This is a genomic window from Mesorhizobium sp. WSM4837 (assembly GCF_055811435.1).
On the sequence record NZ_JBVVQE010000132.1, the window covers coordinates 1 to 7,285 of the forward strand.

General features: G+C 60.1%; 10 protein-coding genes. 1 reads left to right on the forward strand and 9 read right to left on the reverse strand.

Going from position 1 to position 7,285, the window contains the following annotated elements; all coding sequences use genetic code 11:
• A partial coding sequence (locus AC0L3D_RS35515) for a hypothetical protein (protein WP_473647403.1) occupies window positions 1-200 on the forward strand: 200 nt, incomplete at its 5' end.
• 93 nt (window positions 201-293) lie between these two features.
• Here AC0L3D_RS35515 and AC0L3D_RS35520 read toward each other — a convergent pair.
• The 9 genes from AC0L3D_RS35520 to AC0L3D_RS35560 all read right to left on the reverse strand — a co-directional run.
• Complete coding sequence (locus AC0L3D_RS35520) at window positions 294-1,322, reverse strand: ABC transporter ATP-binding protein (protein WP_473647404.1); 1,029 nt, start codon at window positions 1,320-1,322, stop codon at window positions 294-296.
• Window positions 1,319-2,326: an ABC transporter ATP-binding protein gene (locus AC0L3D_RS35525; RefSeq protein WP_473647411.1), complete on the reverse strand. Its 1,008-nt coding sequence runs from the start codon at window positions 2,324-2,326 to the stop codon at window positions 1,319-1,321. Before AC0L3D_RS35525 ends, AC0L3D_RS35520 begins: the two co-directional genes overlap by 4 nt.
• Window position 2,327: 1 nt before the next feature.
• Window positions 2,328-3,209, reverse strand: coding sequence for an ABC transporter permease (locus AC0L3D_RS35530; RefSeq protein ID WP_473647405.1), 882 nt, complete (start codon window positions 3,207-3,209; stop codon window positions 2,328-2,330).
• 1 nt (window position 3,210) lies between these two features.
• Entirely contained in the window at window positions 3,211-4,152 is a 942-nt protein-coding gene (locus AC0L3D_RS35535; protein ID WP_473647406.1) for an ABC transporter permease, read from the reverse strand.
• A gap of 5 nt (window positions 4,153-4,157) precedes the next feature.
• Window positions 4,158-5,756, reverse strand: a complete 1,599-nt coding sequence (locus AC0L3D_RS35540; protein WP_473647407.1) for an ABC transporter substrate-binding protein — start codon at window positions 5,754-5,756, stop codon at window positions 4,158-4,160.
• Between the two features lie 219 nt (window positions 5,757-5,975).
• Entirely contained in the window at window positions 5,976-6,206 is a 231-nt protein-coding gene (locus AC0L3D_RS35545) for a hypothetical protein (RefSeq protein ID WP_473647408.1), read from the reverse strand.
• An 87-nt stretch (window positions 6,207-6,293) separates the two neighbouring features.
• Window positions 6,294-6,623: a hypothetical protein gene (locus AC0L3D_RS35550; RefSeq protein WP_473647409.1), complete on the reverse strand. Its 330-nt coding sequence runs from the start codon at window positions 6,621-6,623 to the stop codon at window positions 6,294-6,296.
• Between the two features lie 131 nt (window positions 6,624-6,754).
• The gene (locus AC0L3D_RS35555; protein WP_473647412.1) at window positions 6,755-7,045 is read right to left on the reverse strand and encodes a hypothetical protein; all 291 of its coding nucleotides are present in this window, start codon (window positions 7,043-7,045) and stop codon (window positions 6,755-6,757) included.
• 4 nt (window positions 7,046-7,049) lie between these two features.
• The coding region (locus tag AC0L3D_RS35560; protein ID WP_473647410.1) for a CoA transferase at window positions 7,050-7,285 on the reverse strand (236 nt) is incomplete at its 5' end.

Below are 7,285 nucleotides of genomic sequence, written 5' to 3' on the forward strand. Positions count from 1 at the left end.
CCCGTCTCGCGCTTCTCGCGTGGCTTGGACATTCGCCGTCCCCTCGATTCGCCGCCGCCGAACCGAGTGAATCACGCCTCAGCGCACAGGGGAATCGTAAAACCGAATTGCAAGAAAACACCGCTCAAACACCTCAAATCCTGCAATTCCAATTCCACGATCCTCTCCATCAACATGCCAGATCAATGGCTTGCGGATAGTTCACGGGCGACGATCTTGCCGTACGTGGCAGATGTGTCATTGTTTGTCTCAGCGGTGCGGCCCGGGATGCTCGATCAGGTGACGGTCTGTGACTATGCCACCGGACTAAGCGAAGAGCCGCTGCAGACGGCTGGGCCGCGATGTCCTGTGGCCGGAGCGCGCACGTGACAGGCCACGTCGCGGCCGTCTGCCATCGGCACCAATGGCGGCACTTCAATGCGACAACGCTCGACCGCGAGCGGACAGCGCGGGTGGAACGCGCACCCTTTCGGCGGATTGATGGGGCTTGGGACCTCGCCTTCGACGGGCACCTCCAGCCGAACTCGCGTCGGATCCGGCACCGGAGCTGCCGCGATCAGCGCCTCGGTGTAGGGGTGGACCGGCTTGGCAAAGAGCGCCTCGGATGAGGCGAGTTCCACGATCCGTCCCAAATACATGACCGCGACGCGATGGGCGATATGCTCCACGACGCCAAGGTCATGCGAGATGAAGACGAAGGCGATGCCCATCTGCTGCTGGAGATCCAGAAGCAGATTCAGAATCTGCGCCTGCACGGAGACGTCAAGGGCTGACACCGCTTCGTCGGCGATGATGAGCGAGGGCTGGAGGGCAAGCGCCCGCGCGATGCCGAGCCGCTGGCGCTGACCGCCCGACAATTCGGAAGGGAGCCTGTGCATCATCTCGGGCGACATTCCGACCTTCTGGAGAAGGTCCGCGGCAAGCGCCTGACGCTGCCTCCGGCTGAGGCGCTCGAAATTCTCAACGGGTTCGGTGATGATCTGTCCGGCAGTAAGGCGCGGATTTAGCGACGAGTAAGGATCCTGAAAGACCATCTGCATCCGACGGCGCCACGCGTGAAGCGCGTCCTTCTTGAGGACCGCAATGTCGGTCCCGTCGATCAGCACACGCCCACCCGTCGGCTGGACGAGCCGCATCAAGAGCCGCGCGACGGTCGACTTGCCGCAGCCGGATTCGCCGACGATGCAGAGTGTCTCGCCGGCCTCGACGGAAAAGGACACATCCTCGACCGCCCGGATCACCGGAATGTTTTTCTTGAAGATTCCCAAGCCAAGCGGATAGTGCTTGGTCAGATTCTCGACTTTGAGCAGAGGACCGTTCATGCGCCCATCACCTCTTCGGCGCGCCAGCAAGCCGCGGCGTGGCTCGACCCGACATCACGCAGGGCGGGCGTCTTGTCGCGGCAAATGTCGATAACGAACGGGCAGCGAGGAGCAAAGCTGCAGCCCACAATGGGCTCGCGCAGACTTGGCACGATGCCGGGGATTTCCGGAAGGCGGCGCTGACGGCCACGGCGCGGATCCGGCACCGATCGCATGAGTCCCTGGGTGTAGGGATGCGCGGGGCGTGCGAACAGATCCGTGACGCTCGCTTGTTCCACGATCCGGCCAGCATACATGACGATGGCGCGTTGGCACGTCTCGGCTACGACGCCCAGATCATGCGTGATGAACATGACGGCCGTTCCCATGCGCTCTTTTAGATCGACGATCAGACGCAGGATCTGCGCCTGGATAGTGACGTCGAGCGCGGTGGTTGGCTCATCGGCAATCAAGAGTTCCGGTGAGCAGGCAAGGGCCATGGCGATCATGGCGCGCTGGCGCATGCCGCCTGACATTTCGTGAGGATAGTTGTTGACGCGAAGCTCGGGATCCGCGATGCGGACGAGACGGAGCATCTCTTCGGCCTTTGCCATGGCCACAGAGCGGGACGCTTTAGTGTGGATCTGCACCGCCTCGGCGATCTGGCGGCCGACCGTATAGACCGGGTTCAGGCTCGTCATCGGCTCCTGGAAGATCATGGCGATCTGGTCGCCGCGGATCTGTCGCATCTCCCGATCCGACAGCTCAAGGAGGTCGCGTCCGTGAAAGCGGACCTCGCCGCCGACAGTCCTGGCGGTCAGCTTCGGCAGCAGGCGAAGAATGGAAAGGGCGGTGACGCTCTTCCCGCATCCCGATTCGCCGACGACGCCAAGCGTCTCGCCTTTCTTAACCTGGAAGCTGATGCCGCCCAAGGCGCGGGTGACGCTTTCTTCGCCGTAAAAGTGCGTCTCAAGGTCTCTAACGTCGAGAAGCACGTCATCCCCTGCAGATTCTCGCATCAGCATGTCAACGTCTCCGCCTTGCACGGGGGTCGAACAGGTCGCGCAGGCCATCCCCGAGCAGGTTGACGGCAAGGACCGTGACGGCGAGGCAGATGCCGGGGGCGAAGATCGTCATTGGGGCGATACCGAGATACAGGCGAGAACTCGAGATCATGTTGCCCCAGCTAGCAATCTCGGGTGGTACGCCCACGCCTAGAAAGCTCAGCCCGGCCTCAGTCAGAATCGCATCTGCGCAGACAATGGCGCTCTGGACCATAAGCGGCGGAATGGTGCTCGGCAGGATATGCCGCCACAGCACTCTCGGTAGGCGTGCGCCTCCACAGACGGCGGCCTCTACATAAGGACGCTCCCGAACGCTCAGGACCGCCGAACGGACCATCCGAGTGACGCTTGGCAACTGAGGGATCGTGATGGCAACGATTAGGATGCCGATCCCGGGGCCTGTCAGAGAAATAAGGGCGATGGCCAGCAGAATCGTCGGGATCGACATCAGCCCGTCCATGACCCGCATGACAACATTATCGAGGCTGCGGATGTAGCCAGCGATGACGCCGATCAGAAGGCCGCCCAAAGCCGCGCCCGCCGCCGAGATCAACCCGACGATGAGGGAGATCCGCGCGCCGAAGATCGTTCGGGCAAACACGTCACGGCCCAAATTGTCGGTCCCGAACCACATCTCCGCCGAAGGCGGCTGAAGGCGTTTGAAGGGATCCATGTTCAGTGGATCGCCAGCGTAAAGCGGGGCAGAGAGTGCCAACATGATCAACGCCGCCAGGAGGCCGCCACCTACAAAGACTAAAGGATGACGCCTCGCCAGACGCGGAAGATCGGATAGCCGTGACCGGCCCGTCGGCACGGTTTCAATTGGTGCGGAGAAGAGCGTCATATCAGTACCGGATGCGGGGATCGATCAGGGTGTAAGCGAGATCGACCGCAAGATTTATAAGGACATACAGGCCCGAAACGAGGATGAGCACACCTTGAATGATGGGATAATCGCGGTTGTCGATTGCGTCGACAACCAGACGACCGACACCAGGTATGTTGAAAACCGTTTCCGTGATGACGACGCCAGAGATCAGACCTGCGAAACTCATGCCGATTACGGTCAAAATCGGGACACCGGCATTCTTTAGAGCATGGTGGAAGAGCATGGAATATGACGAGGCGCCTTTGGCGGCGGCCGTCCGCATATAGTCTTCCGACAGAACTTCGAGCATACTTGCCCGTGCAATTCGGGCGAAGTAAGCGACATAGGGAAAGCCCAAAGCCACTGTAGGCAGGATCAGGCGCACAAACCAAGGCCCAAAGCCATGGCTAATAGGGACATAACCTTGGACCGGTAGCCAGTGCATTCTGATAGCAAACCAGTATATCAGAAGATAGCCGACGACAAACACCGGGACAGAAAAACCAAGTGTCGCAAAGGCGGTAAGGACGCGATCGATGAGGCCGCCAGCTCGCCAGGCGGCGAGGATGCCGAAGGAGACTCCGGTCGTCACCGAAACGATAAGCGTCAAGATCGCGATGGAAATGGTCGGTTCCAGCCGCTGCGCGATGAGTTGGAGCACGGGTCGCCCCGTGAAAATCGAGGTGCCAAAATCGCCGCCGAGAATGCTCAGCGCCCACTGCACGAACTGAACGGGCAGTGGTTCGTTCAGTCCCAGCTGCTCGCGGATGCCGGCGATCATCTGTGCTGTGGCCGTTTCGCCGGCGATGATTGCTGCCGGATCGCCGGGCGCCAGCCTGAGAAGCAGGAAGATGAAAATCCCGACCATCACCATCACGGCGACGGTCGAGACGAGTCTGCGAAGGATGTACGCGCCCATTAGGGTCAGGCCTTCTGCATGTTCCACATTGGGAGGAGTTCTGGCATGCCGATGAGGCCGGTCAGCGTCTTGCTGCGCGCGATTGGGTTGACATACTGACCCAACAGAACGTCAGGCACATAGTCCCACCAAATTCGTTGCATCTTGCGAGCCAGGGCCTTGCGCTCTTCGAGCGTTTCGACATCCGCCCATTTGACCCTAAGAGCCTCATAGTCGTCATTCTGAGGCCAGCCAAACCAACCCTTTTCGCCATTCATGGTCAGGGTGACTGCACCGATAACATTGCCGCGGACCCATTCAGCTTCACTCGACATGAAGATGCTCCAGCCTCCGTCCTCAACGGGGCCCTTGTTCGCGCGGCGGGCAACAACCCCTCCCCAGTCGCTCGGCGCAAGCTCGGCATTGACCCCAATCTTCCGCAGCTCGGCCGCCAGAAGCTGCGAGGCATCGCTAGCCTCCTTCCAGCTCGTGGGTTGGAGGATGACGATTTTCTCGCCGGCGTATCCAGCCTCCTTGAAGAGCTGCTTGGCCTTTTCCGGGTTGCCGCCCTTCTTGAACCATCCCGTATTTTCGTCATTGGACACCGGCGTTTCGTTTCCAAAGATCGAAGTGACCGCGTGACCGTAATTTGGGTCGGCGGATATGACACGCACGAACGCCTCCTGATCGACCAGGTGAAGCATCGCTTGGCGCGCCTTCAGGTTGTTGAACGGCTTCTGCAGGCAGTTCATGCGCAGCAACATGTCGCTGCCGGCCTTGTCCAAAACTTGGAGTTCAAGGTTTGGGTCGTTCTCGATCACTGGAAACAGATCGACCGGCGGCCCCGACAAGAAGTCGATCTCACCTGCTTGCAAGGCAGCGACGGCAGTCTGCGGATCGGCGGCCAAGCTGATGTCCCAAACGACGCGATCAACCTTCATGACCTTCCCACCGGCTAGTCCGTCGGACGGCTCGCCGCGTGGCACATATTTTTCATTGCGATCGTAAGTGAAGCTCGCGCCCGGCGTGGCAAGAGCATTACTGAACTTGAGCGGTCCCGATCCGATATTCGCGGTCACCTGCTCCGTCGCGGGAAGATTCGCGTCCTTCTCCCGCATGATAAACGGGCCGCCGTCGGCCAGGATGGTGAGCAGAGCCCCGAGCGGTTCCTTAAGCGCGATTGTGAAGGTCTTGTCATCCTTTTTCGAGATATCTATGGCCCGCGCCATGAGCAACTGCCCGCCGGGACTCACCTGGCCCCAGCGACGGATCGAGGCCACACAGTCCGCCGCAGTGACAGGCGTGCCGTCGTGCCACTCCAGACCATCGCGGAGCTCGAAAGTGTAGGTTTTCTTGTCGTCGGAAACAACCCACTTGCCCACCATTTGCGGCTGCGGCACAAACTTGGAATCGACCCCGAACAGACTGTCGTAAATTGCCAAGGCATGGTTGAAGGTGATTGTGGCTGTCGTAGCGACCGGATCGAAGACGCTGAGATCTCCCATAGCCATGCGAACCGTCCGAGCGTCGGCGGGCAATGTCTGTGCCCGTAGGACCGACGGGATCGATAAAGCCGCTCCGGCGGCCAAACCCGTTTTGATGATTTCGCGTCGTGAAATTGTCATGTTCCATTTCCCCTTTTTTTGGTTTGTGGCTCGATCCGCGCCTAATCTGCTTGAGGGAGCGGTTTTTCGCAGCTCGACGAGCCGCCTTTCCGCCGTCACCGTAGTCGATCCACGTTCGTATCTTGTCCGAGGATCACGCCGAAGCCGGGCGGAGTGCGGATGATTGAACCCCGGCGGCAACTTGCAAACATTGATGCGCTTGCGGTTCACCAAATAAGCTCATTTGTCTCCTCCGCTTTCCGGTCGTTTTGCTTTCTGGCTTGTTGGTGGATTTTTGATCGCCGATGGGCTTGCGTCAAATTCAGTGTGTGTATTGAGGCCATCTGATTTTGAGATAGAGGAGTAGGGCATAGGGCCAAATCCTCGCGCTCCGTCCTCATGGATCCTTTTGCCGCGTGACGCGACGAGCTTCACGTAATTGGGAGCGATCAGGCGGACTTCATGGTCCATTTGGCCGATCTCGCGGCCGTCGAGATCGTCAAAAGAAAACCCGATCAGGTTGGCTCCCGTGCAACCGAGGCGCTGGGTATTCGGCGATCACGCCCTGAACCTGGAGCAGCAGATCATCTTCAGCCGTGCCGCCGATGGGGCGGACACGCGGTGGTCGTAGACATCGCGCTTGCTGGCCAGCTGATAGCAATGCCAAACATAGCTTTCGGCAGCGGCACAGCCGCCATTGCTGTTAATTGGGCCGGGGTGATGGAATTCCGAGATCTGGATGTATTCGATTTCGGCACCGAGGCGCGACAATGTCTTCAATACGCGCTCGAAAGTCTGCGAGACCGCGTCATCGAAGTCGTCGAGCTTGACCGACAGGCTTTCGCCGCCGGTGGCGAAAAAACCGGCCGGAACGGTGTCCTTGATCATGGAGTAGCCTCTGCGGTCGATTTTAGCGAGGGCGGGGGGCGGTTAACATCCTGGGCGGCGGTTGCACTGGGGGGCCAGGAGCAGGCGTGCCTTCTGCAAATTGCGACCGAGCCCTCTTACGAGAGGCGCGCTCACGCTGACGCAGCCCTTTCGCGTGAACGCGCCAGAACCTCCTCGCGGACAATCTCCGTATGAGCGCCAAGAGCCGGAACTGGGCGCAGCGAGGGGCGCTCAGAGTTGAAGATCGCCGCCGGCGCTATCGTCTCGACGATTCCTTCGGGTGTGCCAACCTGCACCCTGCGAATGTGTGGATGCCTTGAAATGTCCGCCACCTCGTTCAGTCGGCCATATGCCAAACCGGCCGCCTCAAGCTCCTGCATTGCTTCGTGGCAGGATAGTTCGGAAAAACGCCGTTCAATGATCTGGTCAAGTTGCGCACTGTGACCGAGGCGCGGCGCGGTCCGCCTCCGATCTCAGGTCCAGACAGATCGACTCCTTGCCCCGGTTGAGCCAGACGAAGTAAGCGCTCTGTCCCCGCACCAACTTGTCGTAGTTGCGCGCGAAGTCTCCTTCGGGCCTTTCGACCTTGATCACCCGGGCGCCGGCGTCGGCAAGACGAGACGACGCATAAGGGGCGGCCACGGCCTGCTCCACAGCAACGA

Excerpts from the sequence above, each read along its gene's own strand:
- AC0L3D_RS35520 (WP_473647404.1), bottom strand. The coding sequence starts at position 1,322 with ATGAACGGTCCTCTGCTCAAAGTCGAGAATCTGACCAAGCACTATCCG.
- AC0L3D_RS35525 (WP_473647411.1), bottom strand. The coding sequence starts at position 2,326 with ATGCTGATGCGAGAATCTGCAGGGGATGACGTGCTTCTCGACGTTAGA.
- AC0L3D_RS35530 (WP_473647405.1), bottom strand. The coding sequence starts at position 3,209 with ATGACGCTCTTCTCCGCACCAATTGAAACCGTGCCGACGGGCCGGTCA.
- AC0L3D_RS35535 (WP_473647406.1), bottom strand. The coding sequence starts at position 4,152 with ATGGGCGCGTACATCCTTCGCAGACTCGTCTCGACCGTCGCCGTGATG.
- AC0L3D_RS35540 (WP_473647407.1), bottom strand. The coding sequence starts at position 5,756 with ATGACAATTTCACGACGCGAAATCATCAAAACGGGTTTGGCCGCCGGA.
- AC0L3D_RS35545 (WP_473647408.1), bottom strand. The coding sequence starts at position 6,206 with ATGGACCATGAAGTCCGCCTGATCGCTCCCAATTACGTGAAGCTCGTC.
- AC0L3D_RS35550 (WP_473647409.1), bottom strand. The coding sequence starts at position 6,623 with ATGATCAAGGACACCGTTCCGGCCGGTTTTTTCGCCACCGGCGGCGAA.